We start from the raw sequence: 19,261 nt of genomic DNA on the forward strand, positions 1-19,261 counted from the left end.
GGAGTTGTCAGCTTTGACACTATTGACAGTTTTGACAGTTCTGTCAATAATGACAATAGTGTCAGTAATGTCAATAATGCCAGAACTGACAAACATTTATTTCTTGTTTATACGCATATAGTTCCATGCAACGAGGGCGAGAGTGAGGGCTGTAAGGATTGCCGCACCGATATAACCGAGGAACTTGTTGCAGGCATAGATAAGCATTGACAGTGGGCTTGACGCGAAGTCAAGAGCACCTGCCTGGAAGCCCTGCGGTACTGCCACGGATGCATCCTCAGGATGAGCCATAGCAACAGAATGAGCCGCTGAGGTGAAATCGCCTGCCATCCATGTGACGAAATAGAGTCCTATGCCTACGACTACAAGTCCTACGATGAATGAGCGGAGGACATTGCCATTGGTGTATGGGAGTATCATCACGAACACATAAAACATTCCGGCGAGTGATGCCAATGGCAGGAACTGGTTGCCCGGAAGGACAACGGCAAGGACGAGGGTCACAGGGATGAGGAGGAGTGATACCACGAGGGTTGTAGGATGACCGATGACAAGTGCCGGTGACATACCGATGTAGAGCTCCTTGTCTGCTCCGAACTTCTTTGCAATGAGTTCACGTGTGGCGTCGGAGATTGGCTTCAGACCTTCGATGAAGAGTGATGTGATGCGTGGGATAAGCTCCATAACGGCACCCATCTTGATGCCAAGTCCCAAAGTTGCAGGGATATTGTCGACAACCTCGTTCCAATCCTTGCAGGCAAGGCAACCGATGATTATACCGATAATGACACCGAGGAAGAGCGGCTCACCGAAGAGTCCGAATTTCTTCTTCATGCCTTCGGAATCGATGTTCACCTTGTTGATGCCCGGCACATAGTCAAGACCTTTGTTGATGACAACGGCGAAAGGCATGAAGCCCTGGCAGAATGGCTGCGGTATGGAGATACCTTCCATGCCGGGATAGAACTTCTGGAATTTCTTTGCTGTGAGGTCAGCAAGCACAAGTGTGATGATGTAGCAGATGATTGCTGCAAAGAAGCCCCATGCGATTGAGTCGGTCATGAAATAGACGACTGCACCGATGAAAGCGAAGTGCCAATAGTTCCAAAGGTCGATGTTCACGGTGCGTGTGCATCCAAGAAGGAGGAGCACAAGGTTCACACCGAGACAAACAGGTATGATGAACGAGCCTACGAGAGTGTTGTAGGCTACAGAGGCAGCAGCAGGCCAACCCATATCGAACACTTGGAGCTCAAGCCCATAGATTTCCACCACCTTGCCGAGGGCAGGACCAAGGCTTGAGGTGAGGAGGGCGGTGATAACTGAGAGTCCTACGAAACCGACTCCGACATAAAGGCCGCTTTTCAGAGCCTTGGAGAACTTGATACCGATGCATACGCCAAGGATGGTGAAGATGACAGGCATCATCACCGCTGCGCCAAGACCGATAATGTAAGAGAATACTGATTCCATAAAATATAGATGTAGTTTTGTTTGTTAGTTGCAAATGTCTGAATCCGATGCCTTATGCTTGGCAGCGACAGCTTTCCACTTGCATGGAAATGTTATTTTATCTCTACTTTCACAGGGTTATTGAGAGCCTTTCTCCAATCCTTAAGGTAAGAGAACCACTCGTCCTTGCCTGAGAATCCGAAGGATTCCATGTCACAGGTCACTGTGAACCAATAGTGAAGGTTGTCGGTCTGTGTGCTGCAGACCTCAACATAAGCCTGGTTAGGAATCTTCGGTGCCGGAGTGGCGTTCTTGTCTGTGAAGTGGCTGTCACTCTTGTAGTAAGGGCTTGGGACGAAGATGCCCAGACCTACGGTGTGAGTGTCATAGACTTTCGGATTGTTGCCGGCACATGCTGTGCCCCAGCATCCGCGAAGTCCTGCCTTGTCGGAATACTCCTCGGAGCCTTCCACAATGTCGACAATGCCGGTGGAGAGTGGGATGTCTGCCACGGTGCGTGAGAATTTCACGTCCACCTGTACATCGCGGTGACCGGCATAGAGTGTGTATGTGGTGGTAATGTCAACAGGTTTGCAGCCTTTGTAAGGAAGCCAGCCTTTGTTGGTTATGGCAAGGATGGTGCGGACCGGACCTGTTGCGACAACGGTGTAGGTGCGTGTACGGACATTCTCGAACATCACTGCGTTCTTGCCGTCCCAGCCATGAAGCGCGCCACAGCCATAGGTTGTGCCTGTATAGAGCACATCATCGCCTGAGCCTGCCGCTTTCTGCTCCTTGGAAGGATAGAAATTTGTCTCGGCAATGTCGCAACGCAGTTGTTTGTGACCATAATAGTCAAGGGACTGGCGGTGGTCGGCATAGACACGGAAACCGACCATGTCACTTTCCATCACAGGGCCGTGAGGGAAAATGTACTGATAGGTGTTGCTTGTTCCGGGACAGGTAACGGATTTCACCGGCAGGTGCTGAGGTTTTGATGCGGACTTGTTCCTGTCCCTTATTGCCATGGCACCGTAGGTCTTCAGCTCATATTCACGTGGAGAGCCTTCGGTGGAAAGGGTCACAATTGCTGTTAGTTTTTCTTTCTTCTTCATGTCTGTGGCAAAAGAAAGTTCATCAAACAGCCCGTCATCATTAAGGTCATCCAACTGGCAAGGCACTTCCTTGCCGGCAATCATGACAACTGCCGAACGCACATCACTTGCCACCGGGACAACAACAGGAACAGCCTTACGCTCCATGGAGAGAGGATTTGTAAGGCGTACCGTAAGCTGCTTGTCCGCCGAAACAGAGAGGGCAGCCACTAAAACTGATATTATTGTTGCAAATAGTCTGTTCATAGTCTTGTTTTTAGATTCTCAGTCAATGGATTATTCCATAAAGTTCCAAAGCCAATCCTGCATGTGAAAGCAGAACGTGTAACAGCTTGCGAAATGGAAAAATCCTGTCAGCATAAAGAAAAAAGCGGTAAGCAACGAGCCTTTTTGTGACTCGCTACCTACCACTTCTATGTCACTGTAATTACCTTTCTACTATGTCACGGTCAACGAAGTCAAGGACATTGCGCTTGTTTGCCTGCATGCGCTCATACTCTTCCTTGCTGCCGACAACAATCTTGTCGAACTCACGCAAACCTGTACCGGCAGGGATAAGGTGACCGGAGATAACGTTCTCCTTCATACCTACAAGGTAGTCGGACTTGCCACGGATAGCAGCCTCGTTGAGAACTTTTGTGGTCTCCTGGAATGATGCTGCTGACATGAATGACTTGGTACCGAGAGCGGCACGTGTGATGCCCTGGAGTATCTGGGTAGATGTTGCAGGGATAGCTTCACGAACCTGTACCAATCGCATGTCACGACGCTTCAGACTTGAGTTTTCGTCGCGCAGACGGCGTGCTGTGACAATCTGCCCTTTCTTGAGGTTCTCTGAATCACCGGCATCGACAACGACTTTCTTGCCCCATATGCGGTCGTTCTCCTCACGGAAATCGAGTTTGTCGACAAGCTCCTGCTCGAGGAAGTTTGTATCGCCCGGCTCATCAATGCGCACCTTGCGCATCATCTGACGCACGATAATCTCGAAATGCTTCTCGTTGATTTTCACACCCTGCAGACGGTAGACACCCTGCACCTCGTTGACGATATACTCCTGAACGGCGGTAGGACCCTTGATTGCAAGTATATCACCCGGAGTGATGACGCCATCGGAAAGCGGTGTTCCGGCACGCACAGCGTCATGCTCCTGAACCAGAATCTGCTTTGACTGTGAAATCATGTACTTGCGCTGGTCACCGGTCTTTGATGTCACGATGACCTCACGGTTACCACGGCGAATCTTGCCCATAGTCACCTCACCATCGATCTCTGACACGATAGCAGGGTTGGAAGGGTTACGCGCCTCGAAGAGCTCTGTCACTCGTGGGAGACCACCGGTGATATCACCGACCTTGGCAACACTGCGAGGAATCTTGACAAGGGTTGTACCTGTTGAGATCTTCTGACCATCCTCAACTACAACGTGACCGTCACGTGGGAAATAGTAAGTTCCGAGCACCTCGCCGTCCTTGCCTATGACGTCACAGGTAGGTACCTGGTTGCGGTCCTTGGAGTCAATGATAATCTTCTCGGTAAGACCTGTTGTATCATCGGTCTCTGCACGGAATGTCTTGCCTTCAATGACATCATTGAAACGAAGCGTACCTGCATACTCGGAAACGATAACAGCGTTGAACGGGTCCCAACGTGCGATGACATCGCCCTTCTGGAGCACATCACCATTCTTATAATATAGTGAAGAACCGTAAGGAACGTTCTGGCTTGAGAGCGCAATGTTTGTGTTCGGATCCACGAAGCGCACTTCGGCAAGACGTGAGACAACCATCTGGCAGTCGATGTCCTCGCCGTCGTTCTCCTCGCGGAATGGCACAGTACGGAGCTCGTCAAACTCTACGCGGACATTGCCCTTTGCTACGATTGTCGCATTAGCTGCAGCGTTACCGGCAACACCACCGGCGTGGAAGGTACGGAGAGTAAGCTGTGTTCCCGGCTCACCGATAGCCTGTGCGGCAATGACACCGACAGCCTCTCCCTTCTGAACCATCTTCGCAGTGGCAAGGTTTCGGCCATAACATTTCTTACATACGCCGGACTTTGACTCACAAGTGAGCACTGAACGTATCTCCACAGACTCGACATCTGCGTTCTCTATAGCCTTGGCACGAGCCTCAGTAATCTCCTCTCCTGCCGGGCAAAGGATTTTGCCTGTATGAGGGTCAAGGACATCATGCACAGAAACACGACCGAGGATACGGCTTGAGAGGGATGCGATAATCTCATCACCGCTCTTCAATGCTGTACAGTTAAGACCACGGAGTGTACCGCAATCCTCCTCATTGATAATAACATCATGGGACACATCCACAAGACGACGTGTAAGGTAACCGGCATCGGCTGTCTTCATGGCGGTGTCGGCAAGACCCTTACGGGCACCGTGAGACGCGATGAAGTACTCCAGCACGGACATACCTTCCTTGAAGTTGGAGAGGATTGGGTTCTCAATAGTAGCGCGGTCGTCAGCACCGGCCTTCTGAGGCTTTGCCATAAGTCCGCGGATACCGGACAGCTGCTTAATCTGGTCCTTAGAACCGCGGGCACCGGAGTCAAGCATCATGTATACGGCGTTGAACCCCTGGTCAGCCTCAGTCATCTCCTTCATCAGGATATCACCGATGTCATTGTTGACATGGGTCCATGTATTGATGACCTGGTTGTAACGGTCCTGGTCTGTGATGAAGCCCATCTCATAGTTCATCTGAATATCCTTGACTGCCTCATTACCCTTGCGGATGATTTCTTCCTTCTCCGGTGGTATGATGATATCGTCAAGGTTGAATGACAGACCCGCCTGATATGCCATGCGGTAACCAAGGTTCTTGATTCCGTCAAGGAACTCGCAAGCCTTTGCGAAACCTACCTCCTTGATGACGTCAGCGATGATGTCACGGAGAGAGCCTTTAGAGATGATACTGTTGACATAGCCCATCTCGTCAGGAATCATCTCATTGACAATCACACGACCTACGGAAGTTTCTACGGTATGACTGACCTTCTTGCCGTCGACAACATCATTGACAACGACTTTCACCTGGGCATGGAGGTCAAGGCGCTTCTCGTTATAAGCGATGATAGCTTCTTCCGGACCATAGAAATACAGTCCTTCGCCCTTTGCTCCCGGACGAATCTTTGTGATATAGTAAAGACCGAGAACCATATCCTGTGACGGCACTGTGATAGGCGCGCCGTTGGCCGGGTTAAGGATGTTATGGCTCTGAAGCATCAATATCTGAGCTTCAAGGACAGCCTCATTGGAAAGAGGAAGGTGGACAGCCATCTGGTCACCGTCAAAGTCGGCATTGAACGCTGTACAGGCCAGTGGGTGGAGCTGGATAGCCTTACCCTCAATCATCTTTGGCTGGAACGCCTGGATACCCAGACGGTGAAGTGTCGGAGCACGGTTGAGGAGGACAGGGTGTCCCTTCATCACATTCTCGAGGATATCGAAGATAACAGGCTCACGACGGTCAACAATACGTTTTGCAGACTTGACTGTCTTGACAATGCCACGCTCGATGAGTTTACGTATGATAAATGGCTTGTAAAGCTCGGCTGCCATGAGTTTTGGAAGACCGCACTCGCCCATTTTGAGCTCAGGACCTACGACGATAACCGAACGTGCAGAATAGTCGACACGCTTACCGAGAAGGTTCTGACGGAAGCGGCCTGCCTTGCCTTTGAGAGAGTCAGACAGAGATTTCAGAGGGCGGTTGCTTTCACTCTTAACGGCTGATGCCTTACGGCTGTTGTCAAAGAGTGAGTCCACAGCCTCCTGGAGCATACGCTTCTCGTTGCGGAGAATCACTTCAGGTGCCTTTATCTCCAAAAGTCTCTTCAGACGATTATTACGGATAATGACACGACGATAAAGGTCATTGAGGTCTGATGTCGCGAAGCGTCCGCCATCCAATGGCACAAGCGGACGGAGCTCCGGAGGAGTGACAGGAAGAATCTTAAGAATCATCCACTCCGGACGGTTGATGTCCTTGCTTGTGCGGAATGCCTCGACAACCTGGAGACGCTTCAGAGCCTCTGTCTTACGCTGCTGTGAAGAGTCGCTATTGGCACGGTCACGCAGTTCGTAGGAGAGAGCATCAAGGTCAAGACGCTGCAAGAGGTCATAGACTGCCTCTGCACCCATCTTCACGATGAACTTATTTGGGTCATCGTCAGGGAGAAGGTCATTCTCGTCAGCAAGGACTCCTGTGTCATAAAGGTTTGTCAGTTCTTCTTCTGAAAGAAGGTCAAACCGGCGGTATACATGGTCTTCTGTGGTACGCTCGTCTTCCTCGTTTCTTGGACCAAGGATACCAGGCTGTATAACAACATATCTCTCATAGTATATTACTGCCTCCAGCTTCTTTGTTGGCATACCGAGGAGATATCCCATCTTGCTTGGGAGAGAACGGAAATACCAGATATGGGCAACAGGCACAACGAGTTCGATATGTCCGGAGCGCTCACGGCGCACTTTCTTCTCTGTCACCTCTACACCACAACGGTCACAAACGATGCCACGATAGCGGATGCGCTTGTACTTTCCGCAAGCACACTCGAAATCCTTTGTAGGGCCGAATATGCGCTCGCAGAAGAGACCGTCACGCTCAGGCTTGTAGGTGCGGTAGTTGATTGTTTCAGGCTTGGTAACCTCACCGAACGAGTTCTCAAGGATTTCCTCTGGAGATGCTATACCAATGGTAATCTTGGTGAAATTGTTCTTTATCTTGTTTTCTTTCTTGAAAGCCATAGTTTCTTATTGAAAGTTGTTAGTCATAAGCCATATGCCATGGACTTTTGGCAATATGCCACGCCATGGCAGATGACCGTTAACTTATTAATCAAGCTTAATGCTGAGACCGAGACCGCGGAGCTCATGGAGAAGGACATTGAGAGACTCCGGTATGCCTGGAGTTGGCAGGTTGTCTCCCTTGACAATCGCTTCATAAGAGCGGCTGCGTCCGGTAACATCATCAGACTTGACAGTAAGAATCTCCTGGAGAACGTGTGATGCGCCGAATGCCTCGAGCGCCCAAACCTCCATCTCTCCGAATCGCTGGCCACCGAACTGTGCCTTACCGCCAAGTGGCTGCTGTGTGATGAGAGAGTAAGGGCCGATTGAACGGGCGTGCATCTTGTCCTCAACCATGTGGCCCAGCTTGAGGAAGTATGTTATACCCACTGTCGCCGGCTGGTCGAATCTCTCGCCTGTCTCACCATCATAGAGGTGGGTAGAGCAGTAGCGTGGCAAGCCTGCCTTGTCTGTCCACTCATTGAGGTCATCAAGTCGTGCACCATCGAAGATAGGTGTCGCGAACTTAATGCCAAGGCGCTTTCCGGCAGCACCGAGTACAGCCTCGAATATCTGTCCAAGGTTCATACGAGAAGGCACACCCAGAGGGTTAAGCACGAGGTCTACAGGACGACCGTCCTCAAGGAACGGCATATCTTCCTGACGCACAACCTTTGATACAATACCCTTGTTTCCGTGACGACCGGCAAGTTTGTCACCAACACCAATCTTACGCTTCTTCGCAATATAAACCTTTGCCATCTGGAGGATGCCTGATGGAAGTTCGTCACCGATTGTGATAGCGAACTTGCGGCGCTTGAGTTCTGCATCAAGAAGCTTGTACTTGCGGATATAGTTCATGATGAGCTTCTGGATAAGCAGATTTGTGTGCTCATCTTCAGTCCAGTCGTTTGACTGTATGCCGTCAAATTCAAGGTTTGCTATCGCAGTTGCAGTGAACTTGCTACCCTTTGTGATAATTTCAGCACCTGTGTAATCCTTGACACCTTGTGATGACTTGCCATCGGTGAGAGTAAGAATCTTGTCTATAAGAATCTCCTTGAGGTCATTGTTCTTTGCCTCATACTCTGCTTCAAGCTTCTGGAGCAGCACTTTGTCCTGCTTCTTTGACTCACGAGTCTTTATTGCACGTGAGAACAATTTCTTGTCAATTACCACACCTGACAATGAAGGGTTTGCCTTAAGAGAAGAGTCCTTCACATCGCCGGCCTTGTCACCAAAGATAGCACGAAGAAGCTTCTCTTCCGGTGATGGGTCGCTTTCGCCCTTAGGTGAAATCTTGCCAATCATGATGTCACCCGGCTCTACGCGTGCACCGATGCGGATTATACCATTATCGTCAAGGTCTTTTGTAGCTTCTTCCGATACATTAGGGATGTCGGACGTGAATTCCTCCATACCACGCTTTGTCTCACGAACATCAAGTGTGTACTCGTCAACGTGGACAGAAGTAAGGACGTCTTCGCGGACAATGCGCTCGTTGAGCACGATAGCATCCTCATAGTTATAACCCTTCCATGGCATATATGCAACAAGAAGGTTGCGTCCAAGAGCAAGCTCACCATTCTCTGTTGCATAACCTTCCGTAAGAATGTCACCTGCCTTTACACGCTGTCCTTTCTCGCAGATTGGTCGAAGGTCGATAACCATGTTCTGGTTTGTACGGCGGAACTTCGGTATGCGGTATTCCTTGAGTGCAGGCTCAAAACTTACGAACTCTTCGTCTTCTGTGCGGTCGTAAAGTATACGTATTGTTGTGGCATCAACATACTCAATGACACCTTCGCCTTCTGCTGTAATCATTGTACGTGAATCCTCACATACCTGCTTTTCAAGTCCGGTACCAACGATAGGCGCATCATTGTGAATCAATGGCACTGCCTGACGCATCATGTTACATCCCATCAACGCACGGTGACCGTCATCATGCTCAAGGAATGGGATAAGACCTGCTGATACAGAAGCTATCTGCTGTGGAGCGACATCCATAAGGTCTACCTGAGTAGGAGGAACGACTGGGAAGTCTGCATCCTGACGACACTTTACAACATCGCGGATGAATGTACCGTCGTCATTCAAAGGTGCGTTACCCTGACCTATGATATGCTTCTCTTCTTCCTCGGCAGAGAGGTATACTACATTGTCATTGTCAAGGTCAACGACACCGTCAACGACTTTGCGGTATGGTGTCTCAATGAAGCCAAGGTCGTTAATCTGGGCATACATACAGAGAGAGGAGATAAGTCCGATGTTAGGACCTTCCGGGCTCTCGATAGGACAGAGACGACCATAGTGAGTATAGTGCACATCACGAACCTCGAAACCGGCACGCTCACGTGAAAGACCGCCAGGACCAAGGGCTGAGAGACGACGCTTGTGTGTCACCTCGGCAAGAGGATTGGTCTGGTCCATGAACTGTGACAGCGGGTTTGTTCCGAAGAATGAGTTAATCACGCTTGCCATTGTCTTGGCATTGATGAGGTCTGTCGGAGTGAACACTTCGTTGTCACGGACATTCATGCGCTCACGGATAGTACGGCTCATACGGGCAAGACCGATAGCGAACTGGTTTGCGAGCTGCTCACCGACAATCTTCACACGGCGGTTAGACAAGTGGTCAATATCATCGACACTCGCCTGGCTGTTGATAAGATTGATAAGGTACTTGATAATCTCTGTGATGTCCTCTTTGGTAAGGATGCGCACATCAATATCAGTGTCAAGTCCGAGCTTCTTGTTGATACGGTAGCGACCTACTTCGCCAAGGTCATAACGCTTGTCAGAGAAGAACAGGTTAAGGACAACCTCACGTGCAGATGCCTCGTCGGCAGGGTCTGCATTGCGGAGCTGACGGTATATGTAGTAAATAGCCTCCTTCTCAGAATTTGAACTATCCTTTGCAAGAGTATTGAATATGATAGAGTACTTGCTTGCATTTTCCTCGTCCTTAGACAGAAGGATTGTTGCAACACCACTATCAAGAATATCCTCTACATTATCTTCTGATACGACTGTTCCGCGTTCGATGATGACATCATTACGCTCTATGGAAACTACCTCACCAGTATCTTCGTCAGCATAATCTTCATACCAACTCTTCATGATATTGGCAGCAAGAGTGCGACCCATGCATTCCTTAAGGTTCTTCTTGTTGACCTTAACTTCCTCTGCAAGGTCGAAAATCTGAAGGATATCCTTGTCCTTCTCGAAACCAATGGCACGGAGAAGTGTTGTTACCGGCAATTTCTTCTTACGGTCGATGTAAGCATACATCACGTTATTGATGTCTGTAGCGAACTCTATCCACGAACCCTTGAACGGGATGATACGCGCACTGTAAAGCACTGTACCATTGGCATGGATGCCCTGACCGAAGAACACACCTGGAGAACGGTGCAACTGTGCAACGACAACGCGCTCGGCACCATTAATCACGAATGTGCCATTGCTTGTCATATATGGTATAGAGCCAAGGAACACATCTTGTATGAAAGTGCCGAAATCCTCATGGTCAGGGTCTGTACAGTAGAGTTTCATCTTAGCCTTAAGAGGCACACAGTATGTCAGACCACGCTCAAGGCACTCCTCAATAGTGTAACGTGGCGGGTCGATATAATAGTCCAAGAACTCAAGAACGAAATTATTCCGTGTGTCTGTGATAGGGAAGTTCTCTGCGAACACCTTATACAGACCATCGTTCTTGCGCTCCTCAGGAGGAGTGTCAAGTTGTAGGAAGTCCTTGAAGGACTCGAGTTGCACATCGAGGAAATCCGGGTATGGCATCGGATTCTTTACGCGGGCAAAATTTACTCTGTTATCAATAACTTTTGTAGCCATCTATCTGAAATTGTTGTTAGGATGTCTATTATCACCTATGAACCACTAATGGGCATTATGGAAAACATTCCATATTTATTCATGCCTGCCCTCCAAGACAGCATTCGTGCCATTGTCTTGTCAAGACTCGCGCCATAAATACATTTCCGCAACTTTGTCTGCGGAGACGCCAGCCATAGGAGACCAAGAATCAGGGGTGTAGAGATAAAGAAAGGTTAAGACCCCTCTATTTGAGAGATCTTAACCAAATGTTTTATATCAAGGAAATCGGAATAAAAATCCGGTTTCTGTCTTTGCAGCAAGTCGTATTACTTCAACTCTACCTTAGCACCAGACTCCTCGATAGCCTTCTTCAGGTTCTCAGCCTCTGCCTTAGCAAGACCTTCCTTCAGTGTTGAAGGAGCTCCGTCAACGAGGTCTTTTGCCTCCTTCAGACCAAGACCGCAAGCCTCCTTAACAGCCTTAACGACTGCGAGCTTAGCGCCACCAACCTCAGTGAGGACAACATCGAAAGATGTCTTCTCCTCTACAGCCTCAGCTGCGCCAGCTGCTGGACCAGCAGCAACAGCAACAGCTGCTGCAGCAGGCTCAATACCATAAGTCTCCTTGAGCTCGTTAGCAAGCTCGTTTACTTCTGCAACAGTAAGGTTTACCAACTGTTCTGCAATTGCCTTAATATCTGCCATTTTCTTTAAATGTATTTAATTTATTAATAATCTTTGTGAGTTATTTTTCAGCAACACTTTAGGGCATGTTGCAAAATCCCATATATCAATTTTATATCCAGTATGATTATCCGCGCTCTTCGAGTGACTGGAGAAGACCGTGAATCTTGCCGCCAGCATTTGACTGGAGTGCAGAGATAACGTTCTTTGCAGGGCTCTGGAGAAGAGCGACAACGTCTGCGATAAGCTCGTTCTTGCTCTTGATGTTAGCAAGCTGCTCAAGCTGGTCTGCACCTACGAAGAAAGATTCCTCAGCATAAGCAGACTTGAGGGCAGGAATACCAGCCTTCTTGTACTCTTTGAGCATTTTGCCTGGAACATTAGCTGTCTCTGTGAAGAGGATAGCTGTGTTACCTACAAGAGAGTCATACAATGGAGAGTAATCAATGTCAGATGCCTCGAAAGCCTTGTGAAGAAGATTGTTCTTAACAACGACCATCTTAATCTGACTCTTGAAGCACTTGCGACGAAGGTCGCTTGTGGCACCGGCATTCAGACCTGTTACGTCAACGAGGTAGAAATGAGGATATGCCTTGAGCTTCTCACCGAGTTCAGCGATGACAGTATCTTTTACTTCTTTTTTCATTTTACAAAACTTTTAGAGTTTATTCAACTGATTTTGGATCAATCTTGATACCCTTACTCATTGTGCTTGAAATAAAGATACTCTTGATATAAGTTCCCTTTGCAGCTGCAGGCTTGAGCTTGATAATGGTCTGGATGAACTCCTTGGCATTCTCGAAGATTTTTTCTGCAGGGAAAGAAATCTTACCGATAGAAGCGTGGACGATACCGGTCTTATCAACCTTGAAGTCAATCTTACCAGCCTTAACGTCCTTTACTGCCTTAGCGACATCCATTGTCACAGTGCCGCTCTTTGGGTTTGGCATAAGTCCGCGAGGACCGAGTACACGGCCGAGAGGACCAACCTTGCCCATGCAAGAAGGCATAGTGATGATGACATCAATGTCAGTCCAACCATGCTTGATTTTCTCAACATACTCGTCAAGACCTACATAGTCAGCACCAGCCTCTTTGGCAGCAGCTTCCTGGTCAGGAGTACAGAGAGCGAGGACACGCACAGTCTTACCAGTTCCGTTAGGCAGTGTAACAACACCACGAACCATCTGGTTAGCCTTGCGAGGGTCAACACCAAGACGAACATCAATATCAAGAGACGCATCGAACTTTGTGGTGGTGATTTCCTTCACCAGCTCTGAAGCCTCTTTCAGAGTGTAAGCCTTGCCAATCTCAACCTTACCAGCAACAGCCTTTTGATTTTTTGTCAGTTTACTCATTTTTCTGAAGTTTTTCGGTACAAGCGCCAAGCACTAAGGCTTGGCTCCCGGAATTGTTAATTACTTAAGCAGGAAAGTCACCCTTTACAGTGATACCCATACTACGTGCTGTTCCCGCAACAAGACGCATTGCAGCTTCCACAGTGAAGCAGTTCAAGTCAGCGAGCTTATCCTCTGCAATTGCACGAATCTGCTCCCAAGTGACCTCAGCAACCTTTTTACGGTTAGGCTGGTCGGAACCTGTCTTGATCTTAGCAATCTCCTTGAGCTGTACAGCTGCAGGAGAAGTCTTGATTACGAAATCAAATGACTTGTCAGCGTAGTAAGTGATAACGACCGGAAGAACCTTACCGGCCTTATCCTGAGTGCGGGCATTGAACTCCTTGCAGAATCCCATAATGTTGATACCCTTTGAACCGAGGGCAGGACCTACGGGAGGTGAAGGATTCGCAGCGCCACCCTTAATCTGTAACTTGAGTGTTCCAGCAACTTCTTTAGCCATTTTGTTTGTAATTTAATTTATTATATATAAAAAGAGGTGTATGTACGTAACTACACACTACTCTTTTTCCACTTGCATAAAACTAAGCTCCAACGGAGTCTTACGTCCGAAGATTTTCACCATCACCTTAAGCTTATGCTTTTCAGCATTAACTTCTTCTATCAATCCATTAAAGCCACTGAAAGGACCGTCAATCACCTTAACTGTCTCATTAACCTCGTAAGGAACATCAGTTTCCTCAACAATCGTGGTCTCTTCGGCAGTTCCCAGCATGCGGTTTATCTCAGACTGGCGGATTGGGGTTGGCATGTCTGTACCTCCAAGGAAGCCAAGGACATTAGGCATAAACCGAATAAGAGAAGCCATATCACCGGCAAGGTTCGCCTCCAGGAAGACATATCCCGGCAACGACACCTTTTCCTTGACAACTCGCTTGCCATTACGCACAGAAACATGTTTCTCAAGTGGAATAAGCACTTGTGAAACATTATTCGCGAGAAGGTCGTTATGCTTTTGCTCTGCTTCGATATACTCCTTAACCTTTACCTCTTTACCGCTTACAGCTTTAAGGACATACCAATTCATACCTTTGTTAGCCATTTTTAGTTCTAAAAAAAAGAAATGATTAATTAGGATAAACGGTAGTCATCACAAACTGAAACACAGTATCCATAGCGAACACTATAAGTGCAATGACAAGGGAAGCAGACAATACTACCACTGCACTGTGTGTCAGCTGCTTGTATGATGGCCAAGTAGTTTTATGCGCAAGCTCATCGTAACAAGCCTTGCAATAATTTACTATCTTATTCATATTTATTTCGTTTAGCACGGGAGGAAGGAATCGAACCCTCATTGACGGTTTTGGAGACCGCTTTCCTACCATTGAAAGACTCCCGTAGGTCGGTTTCCGTCACACTCGACGGAAACCGTTATCTGATTTTATAGATTTCAGAAGAATCTTGTCTATAGCGAGATTAATCCTCGTAAACCTCTGTAATCTGACCAGAGCCTACTGTGCGACCACCCTCGCGGATAGCGAAGCGGAGACCCACATTGAGTGCCACAGCGTAGATAAGCTCGACATTAATCTCAACGTTATCACCAGGCATTACCATTTCTACACCTGCCGGGAGAGTAATCTCACCTGTACAGTCCATTGTACGGAGGTAGAACTGTGGACGATACTTGTTTCCGAATGGAGTATGACGACCACCCTCTTCCTTCTTCAGAACGTAGATAGAAGCCTTGAACTTCTTGAACGGCTTAACCTGCCCCGGATGACAGAGAACCATACCACGCTTGATTTCTTTCTTATCGATACCACGGAGGAGGAGACCAACGTTATCACCAGCCTGACCTTCGTCAAGGAGCTTGCGGAACATCTCAACACCTGTAACAACAGATTTCTTATCCTCACCAAGACCGAGAAGCTCAACCTCGTCACCAACATGGATGCGACCTGTCTCGATACGACCTGTAGCAACAGTACCACGACCTGTGATAGAGAACACATCCTCTACCGGCATAAGGAATGGTTTGTCGAGGTCACGTGGAGGATCCTGAATCCATGTATCACAAGCATTCATCAACTCCATAACCTTGTCTTCCCATTTCTCAACTCCGTTAAGAGCACCGAGTGCAGAACCGCGGATAATAGGAGTATTGTCGCCATCGAACTCATACTGGTCAAGAAGCTCACGCATTTCCATCTCAACGAGCTCAAGCATTTCCTCATCATCAACCATATCACACTTGTTAAGGAACACAACGAGGCGAGGAACGTTCACCTGACGAGCGAGAAGCACGTGCTCACGTGTCTGAGGCATAGGACCGTCAGTTGCAGCAACCACGATGATAGCGCCGTCCATCTGAGCAGCACCAGTCACCATGTTCTTAACATAGTCAGCGTGTCCAGGACAGTCAACGTGTGCGTAGTGACGATTTTCTGTCTGATACTCAACGTGCGCAGTGTTGATAGTGATACCGCGCTCTTTCTCCTCAGGAGCGTTATCAATCTGATCGAAAGACTTGAGCTCAGAAAGACCCTTCTTTGCGAGTACAGTTGTAATAGCAGCGGTCAGAGTTGTCTTACCATGGTCAACGTGACCGATAGTACCAATGTTAACGTGAGTTTTATCACGCTGGAAAGTCTCTTTTGCCATTGTTTTCTAATTTTATTATGTTAATTAATATTCTTTACAGAACGCAAGAATCCCTCCCAGAGACCTGCTCGTCTTTTGGAAGAGAGCTGTATCTGAGAGTTGAACTCAGGACCTCTTCCTTACCAAGGAAGTGCTCTACCACTGAGCTAATACAGCATTACTACTTTTGCGTATTGGAGCGGAAGACGGGGCTCAAACCCGCGACCCCCAGCTTGGAAGGCTAGTGCTCTATCAACTGAGCTACTTCCGCATATTCTTTGGTAGAGGCGTTTTTCTTGCTAAAGGAACACGGTTGAAAAACAAACCTCATCCGTGTCTTAGAGTGGGTGGTGATGGATTCGAACCACCGAAGGTAAAAACCAGCAGATTTACAGTCTGCCCCATTTGGCCACTCTGGTAACCACCCTTGCTTTCGAGCCTCTTGTCGGATTCGAACCAACGACCCCGAGATTACAAATCACGTGCTCTGGCCAACTGAGCTAAAGAGGCAAAACCTTTGCAGTCGCTTGGACTTGCACTGTGCTTTGTTTTCGTAAGCGGTTGCAAAGGTACGACTTTTTTCCGAACCACCAAAATTTTTTGGCGTTTTTTTTCGGATTTCTGTTATTTTTCTTGTTTTTTCGCCGTTTTGGCGCTATTCCACCTCAACTTTCCTTATATAATACGGCAATTTAGGCTTACCGTGGTTTTTCATTCTTTTTCTTTGTAACAGCCCTTGGATGGGCATCGCCATAGGTTCTTCTCAGCTGTTCGAACGTGGTGTGTGTGTAAATCTCGGTAGTATTAAGGCTCTGATGCCCCATAAGTTTCTTTATACTTTCGAGATTTGCATCATGATTTAGCATCGTTGTTGCGAAAGTGTGCCTCAACACGTGCGGAGTGCATTTGTCAAGATGGCTGACTGCCTGAAGATTTTCCTTCACAAGAGTGCGCACTTGCGCATATGTCACTCGGACACCTTTTTCTGAAACGAAAAGTGCGTCATCTACCCTTTCCACCAACCCGTCACGTTGCTTAATGTAACATGACAGGACTTTCTCAAGTTCTTCTCCAAACGGAATGACACGCTGCTTGTCCCGCTTTCCCGTGACTTTAATCTCATGGCTAACGAAATCAACCATGGAATCGTCAAGCGATATCAGTTCCGAAACACGAAGCCCGGTAAGGTAGAAGGTATATATAATAGTACGCGTGCGCACATCATGGAACGTTTCCTCCTGCACTTCCCCACCTTTCCACAGCAGTTCCACAAGACTTTCCATCTCGCCGTCCTTAAGGAACTGTGGCAGGCGTTTCGCCTTTTTCGGCCCCAGAACGCTGTGCGCCGGGTCAACATCTATTATTCCTTTTGCAAAACAGAACTTATAGAATGTCCTCAAGGCGGCAAGGGAACGGTTAACATAGGAAGCGGACTTGCCGCCTTCCATAAGTGTCTCCATCCAATCACGGATATTGTCACCGTCTGCCGACTCAAGAGTCCTTGCATCAGGGAGTGCAGACAGAAAGGTTTCAAAAAGCCCCAACGACACGCCGTAAGCCGCTATTGTACCTTGAGAAAGGCGACGTTCAACGGCAAGGTGCTGCAGGAAGTTTTCCTTCACCACTTTACTTATATATGCTGACAAAGAACAATAAAACGAGGATTTTTATTCCTCGTTCTGGCGGAGTTTCTGCACGTAAATCGCACGCTCCATCTTCAAGCGCTTAAGAACAGAAGGTTTGTCAAACTGCTGACGTGCACGGAGTTCCTTCACGACACCTGTCTTCTCAAACTTTCTCTTGAACTTCTTAAGAGCGCGCTCAATGTTCTCGCCCTCTTTAACTGGTACGATAATCATACTTTTTGTTGTTTTTTGTTTAATGAATTAATTATAGTTATACATAGTGCTCCACCCCACATTATATATGCAGAGACAAAAAGCGGATGCAAATTTACATATTTTTATTTAAATAAAGGATTGGCATACCAAACAAAACCGAAAACTTTTAAATAAATTAACTATATTTCCTGAATAAGAGTCAAAAGGCATGAGAATTTCCTCCTCTCCGTATGAACAAGCATTGTTATCCATTTGTGTTTATATCCCATTCTGAAACAAGTGGCATGAACTTATTTGCCTGTTTTCGGAATCATCATTCGTCAAAGCGGAATAGAACTCGTCACCATATTTCTGAAAATTGTCTGTCTCATACGGTGTCAGGTCAATGACAAAAACAGGGAACGTAAAAGTCCGTGGTACGGGAAGAAGCCCGTCGTAGACCGAAGAGATGACAAGAAAATCGAAGCCATTCTTATCACAATACTCTTTCACTTCCGCAGGATTTTGGCTTGCAGGGCAGAACGGCAGATAACTGTAGACAAGAACCTTCGGCTTGTTTTTCACATACTCCTTGACTTGCTCCACCGTTACAGTATACAAATTACCGTCATTGCTAACACAGTCCAAAGGACTTGTGCACACCTTTATATGCGACTTTTCTTCCGCTGTAAGCCGCAAATATCCCGAACCGTTAATCTCTATACATGAGCTGATAACGGTTAAGGATAATATATACATTATTATATTGTGTAACTTATTCATTTTTTGATATATCGCATTAACCATTTACACAGAGGGCATTGACCATTTCAGCAAAAGAAGTCAGACCTTGTATCGCAAGTACTATCGCAACAAAGAAATGTCTAATGTAAGTTGTTTTCATAATTCACAGTTTCGATTTATAATTTCGGTGCAAAATTACTTACAAATTATTTATTTTCCTAATAAATTGTGTTTCATTACGTTTCACTGATGTGTTAAACTATACTAATCCATGCATAAGTAGCTATTTACCAACAGCCATAGAAATACATCACGAAACATTCAACATTGCTTCTGTTTTTATTGCTGTTTTCATAAACACAAGAGCGAATCCGCATGAGACCACCCATAGCGGAATCCTTTGTTTCCAGAGTTTTTGCAACTTATTAAGAAATATTGTTGTCGTCCGGAAAAAAACAATGACAAGCAGCAAAGTTCTTATATATCATCATCTTATGAGGTCATTCTTCAAAAGTGGCTTGTCTTGGGAACCGTGTTAGCGGTGACAAGAAAGTAGCCGTGGGTAGCACCCACGGATTGTGATACAAGCAGCAGACAACGACCGATTTATACGCGAGTTCGGGATAAGAAAGTCCCCGAACTCGCGTATCCGTGGCAAGACCTTCGAACACCTTGTTGAAACAGCGCCTCACGTTATGGCACACCGGAATCATCGTGCTGTCAACGAACGTTATCCCGGAGCACTTGCCGAAAGCCTGCAGCCTCATGAAAAGCATAAGAGGGAAGAAGACGC

Annotated in this window: 14 protein-coding genes, 5 tRNA genes and 1 pseudogene; all 20 read right to left on the minus strand. The window is 47.4% G+C overall.

What is annotated here, in order from left to right; translation table 11 throughout:
- Nucleotides 1-96 precede the first annotated feature (96 nt).
- Nucleotides 97-1,473, minus strand: a complete 1,377-nt coding sequence (locus E5358_RS10465; RefSeq protein ID WP_135940137.1) for a PTS galactitol transporter subunit IIC — start codon at nucleotides 1,471-1,473, stop codon at nucleotides 97-99.
- Nucleotides 1,474-1,565: 92 nt separating this feature from the next.
- Nucleotides 1,566-2,813 carry a DUF4861 domain-containing protein gene (locus E5358_RS10470; protein ID WP_135940138.1) on the minus strand — a complete coding sequence of 416 codons (1,248 nt, stop codon included), beginning with the start codon at nucleotides 2,811-2,813 and terminating at the stop codon, nucleotides 1,566-1,568.
- Between the two features lie 181 nt (nucleotides 2,814-2,994).
- On the minus strand, nucleotides 2,995-7,335 hold the full coding sequence (gene rpoC, locus E5358_RS10475) for a DNA-directed RNA polymerase subunit beta' (RefSeq protein ID WP_135940139.1): 4,341 nt from the start codon (nucleotides 7,333-7,335) through the stop codon (nucleotides 2,995-2,997).
- An 87-nt stretch (nucleotides 7,336-7,422) separates the two neighbouring features.
- Complete coding sequence (gene rpoB / locus E5358_RS10480; protein WP_135940140.1) at nucleotides 7,423-11,235, minus strand: DNA-directed RNA polymerase subunit beta; 3,813 nt, start codon at nucleotides 11,233-11,235, stop codon at nucleotides 7,423-7,425.
- A gap of 308 nt (nucleotides 11,236-11,543) precedes the next feature.
- A complete protein-coding gene (gene rplL / locus E5358_RS10485; protein WP_135940141.1) occupies nucleotides 11,544-11,921 on the minus strand; it encodes a 50S ribosomal protein L7/L12 in 378 nt (125 codons plus the stop codon).
- Nucleotides 11,922-12,027: 106 nt separating this feature from the next.
- Entirely contained in the window at nucleotides 12,028-12,546 is a 519-nt protein-coding gene (rplJ, locus tag E5358_RS10490; RefSeq protein ID WP_135940142.1) for a 50S ribosomal protein L10, read from the minus strand.
- A 19-nt stretch (nucleotides 12,547-12,565) separates the two neighbouring features.
- Nucleotides 12,566-13,258 (minus strand): 50S ribosomal protein L1, encoded by a 693-nt coding sequence (gene rplA / locus E5358_RS10495; RefSeq protein ID WP_135940143.1) that lies wholly within the window; start codon nucleotides 13,256-13,258, stop codon nucleotides 12,566-12,568.
- 64 nt (nucleotides 13,259-13,322) lie between these two features.
- Nucleotides 13,323-13,760: a 50S ribosomal protein L11 gene (gene rplK / locus E5358_RS10500; RefSeq protein WP_135940144.1), complete on the minus strand. Its 438-nt coding sequence runs from the start codon at nucleotides 13,758-13,760 to the stop codon at nucleotides 13,323-13,325.
- 57 nt (nucleotides 13,761-13,817) lie between these two features.
- Entirely contained in the window at nucleotides 13,818-14,360 is a 543-nt protein-coding gene (gene nusG, locus E5358_RS10505; protein WP_135940145.1) for a transcription termination/antitermination protein NusG, read from the minus strand.
- Between the two features lie 25 nt (nucleotides 14,361-14,385).
- The gene (gene secE / locus E5358_RS10510; RefSeq protein WP_135940146.1) at nucleotides 14,386-14,574 is read right to left on the minus strand and encodes a preprotein translocase subunit SecE; all 189 of its coding nucleotides are present in this window, start codon (nucleotides 14,572-14,574) and stop codon (nucleotides 14,386-14,388) included.
- 15 nt (nucleotides 14,575-14,589) lie between these two features.
- Nucleotides 14,590-14,660, minus strand: a tRNA-Trp gene (locus E5358_RS10515).
- Between the two features lie 77 nt (nucleotides 14,661-14,737).
- Nucleotides 14,738-15,925 carry an elongation factor Tu gene (tuf, locus tag E5358_RS10520; RefSeq protein WP_135940147.1) on the minus strand — a complete coding sequence of 396 codons (1,188 nt, stop codon included), beginning with the start codon at nucleotides 15,923-15,925 and terminating at the stop codon, nucleotides 14,738-14,740.
- Nucleotides 15,926-16,009: 84 nt separating this feature from the next.
- Nucleotides 16,010-16,081, minus strand: a tRNA-Thr gene (locus tag E5358_RS10525).
- Nucleotides 16,082-16,099: 18 nt separating this feature from the next.
- A tRNA-Gly gene (locus E5358_RS10530) sits at nucleotides 16,100-16,175 on the minus strand.
- Nucleotides 16,176-16,248: 73 nt separating this feature from the next.
- Nucleotides 16,249-16,331, minus strand: a tRNA-Tyr gene (locus E5358_RS10535).
- A 9-nt stretch (nucleotides 16,332-16,340) separates the two neighbouring features.
- Nucleotides 16,341-16,414, minus strand: a tRNA-Thr gene (locus E5358_RS10540).
- A gap of 188 nt (nucleotides 16,415-16,602) precedes the next feature.
- Nucleotides 16,603-17,529 (minus strand): tyrosine-type recombinase/integrase, encoded by a 927-nt coding sequence (locus E5358_RS10545; protein ID WP_135940148.1) that lies wholly within the window; start codon nucleotides 17,527-17,529, stop codon nucleotides 16,603-16,605.
- A 42-nt stretch (nucleotides 17,530-17,571) separates the two neighbouring features.
- Nucleotides 17,572-17,763 carry a 30S ribosomal protein S21 gene (gene rpsU / locus E5358_RS10550; RefSeq protein WP_135940149.1) on the minus strand — a complete coding sequence of 64 codons (192 nt, stop codon included), beginning with the start codon at nucleotides 17,761-17,763 and terminating at the stop codon, nucleotides 17,572-17,574.
- A 240-nt stretch (nucleotides 17,764-18,003) separates the two neighbouring features.
- Entirely contained in the window at nucleotides 18,004-18,507 is a 504-nt protein-coding gene (locus tag E5358_RS10555; RefSeq protein WP_168354644.1) for a hypothetical protein, read from the minus strand.
- Nucleotides 18,508-19,115: 608 nt separating this feature from the next.
- Nucleotides 19,116-19,261 (minus strand): annotated as a pseudogene (locus tag E5358_RS10560) (transposase); the annotation flags it as partial.

Source organism: Palleniella muris (assembly GCF_004792655.1).
Lineage (GTDB): Bacteria > Bacteroidota > Bacteroidia > Bacteroidales > Bacteroidaceae > Prevotella > Prevotella muris_A.